The organism is Komagataeibacter ossonobensis (assembly GCF_057359305.1).
In genome coordinates, this window is sequence record NZ_JBXAYQ010000115.1 from 1 (window position 1) to 1,261 (window position 1,261).

The following is a 1,261-nucleotide window of genomic DNA, read 5'->3' on the forward strand; positions in this document are numbered from 1 at the left end:
GCGCGCCGCAGTCGCGTCCGAAATGCCGAGTTCATCGCGGGCGTGCGCCCCCAGTGCATCATGCTTCATGAGCTGAAGGGCAACCTTGCGTGACAGAATATCATCCAGGCCACGCTGACGGTATATCCCGGCCAGTTCGCTCACTTCAGCGTCCCAGCTACTGCCAAGCTCCTTTTTTTCGCGGGCGAGGTCAGCCTTCTCAGAATCCGCCTGCGAGCTAACGGACACATATTCCCCTGCGGCCATGGACATGGCCCCGGCAGCCAGACTGGAAATTCCAGCCAGCAGGATGCTCCCCTGTGTCGCATGGGCGCTGGCGACACCAATGATCAGGCTGGATGTTGACAGGATACCATCATTCGCCCCCAGAACAGCGGCCCGCAGCCAGCCCAGACGGGAGGTCGCGTGGATTTCTTTGGGGCGCAGCGGTATTTTACTTTCCATATTCATCGGATACATTCCCTGTCAGCAGCATTCTCTGAAAAACATTGTCCCGGAGAATGAAGTAATGAAAACACGCGGCCAGCGCATGACCCGTGGCAAGCACGATGATCAGCCAGCCATTCCACTGGTGCAGCCAGTGCAGAATGCCGACTGTCGATGTCGGAAACCTGCCAAAGGGCGGCATGATCTGGATGGACAGGAAACTCATGGCCTGCCCATTGCCCCATCGCCACAGATATCCCAGGAGGATTTCCAGCAGGACTAAACCATACAGGCTGTATTCCACGCAGCGTGCCAGCATGGCATCAAGCCAGCGATCGGCGGCGCAGATCTGCCGTCCCCAGCCTAGTCGCCATAGCAGGCGTGCGGGAAACAGAACGCTCAGTACCATGCCTGCCGTCAGGTGGGTCACCACCAGTTGATGGTGTAGCGGGTTCCGGAACAGGCCCCATAAATTCGCGGTTGCGAACTGCAGTATGATAATGGCCGTGCATCCCCAGTGGAAAATGATTGTTGGTGCGTCATAACGTGCTGGGGAAAGGCCAGATTTGTATTTCATCCGAACGATCATATCACTCAAACATGACGCGAACCTGAACGATTGGCCGCCTTGCCGATACCTGCGGTCCGTTGGTGTTCAGACTGTAAAAAACGAATGGAGATGGTAAACCCACGACGACACCGGCAGCGAGCAAGGAACCTGTATCCAGATAACTGTGTGGCGCCCGTGACCTAATGACATCGCAGAATATGTGCAAGCTACGGCCATTTTCGGTAAACCGGATCGCAAATGTGATGGACTGAGCTTGTTTCCCCG

At 56.3% G+C, this 1,261-nt stretch carries 3 protein-coding genes; all 3 read right to left on the reverse strand.

Features of this window, described 5'->3' with window-relative positions; genetic code table 11:
* The coding region (locus AC1RQ9_RS18900; protein WP_485988130.1) for a VIT1/CCC1 transporter family protein at positions 1–444 on the reverse strand (444 nt) is incomplete at its 3' end.
* Positions 434–1,015 (reverse strand): cytochrome b, encoded by a 582-nt coding sequence (locus tag AC1RQ9_RS18905; RefSeq protein WP_217420212.1) that lies wholly within the window; start codon positions 1,013–1,015, stop codon positions 434–436. The genes AC1RQ9_RS18900 and AC1RQ9_RS18905, both read right to left, overlap by 11 nt.
* 1 nt (position 1,016) lies before the next feature.
* On the reverse strand, positions 1,017–1,261 hold a 245-nt coding region (locus AC1RQ9_RS18910), incomplete at its 5' end, for a hypothetical protein (protein ID WP_485988128.1).

Bases quoted from the DNA above. Each gene is read 5' to 3' on its own strand.
- AC1RQ9_RS18905 (WP_217420212.1), bottom strand. From the start codon at position 1,015: ATGATCGTTCGGATGAAATACAAATCTGGCCTTTCCCCAGCACGTTAT.